Raw genomic sequence first — 508 nt, forward strand, 5'->3', positions numbered from 1 at the left:
TCGGTGGCCGAGCTGCTGCACACGCCGGACTGGGCCAAACCCATCGTGATGCGTGCGATGGAGTTGAACGCTGCGCGCGATTGAGGGCGCGTACGTTGTAGAGCCGAGCCCACGCTCGGCTGATCCCTCGAAAGGCAGCCGCGCGCGGGCTTGGCCGTACAACAACGCCGGCTTCGCTGAGCCTCAGGCCGGCTTTACCTGCTCAGGCTCCGCAGTCTCCGGCAGTGGCGGCAGGCTCGGGTCCACCGTCACCGGCACATCGCTCTTCAGCAGTGCGGCGGCTTCCTTGTCGCTGCCGACCGCCGGCGGTGAACCGCGCAGCGGCAGGCCAGCGGTCTCCTTCACGAACAGCATGGTGACCAGGCCGATCACTGCCGCGCCCATCAGGTAGTAGGCCGGCACCAGCGGATCGCCGGTACGTTCCACCAGCCATGCGGTCACCAGTGGCGTGGTGCCACCGAACAGCGACACCGACACATTGAAGGCGATCGACAGTGCGCTGTAGCGC

Annotated in this window: 1 pseudogene; it reads right to left on the minus strand. The window is 67.3% G+C overall.

The features are described from left to right. Nucleotides 1-183 precede the first annotated feature (183 nt). A pseudogene (locus tag WDC87_RS21990) lies at nucleotides 184-508 on the minus strand (MFS transporter); the annotation flags it as partial.

Origin of the sequence: Stenotrophomonas maltophilia group sp. Smal12, assembly GCF_037079935.1 — a bacterium.
In the GTDB taxonomy this organism is placed as follows: Bacteria; Pseudomonadota; Gammaproteobacteria; order Xanthomonadales; family Xanthomonadaceae; genus Stenotrophomonas; species Stenotrophomonas sepilia.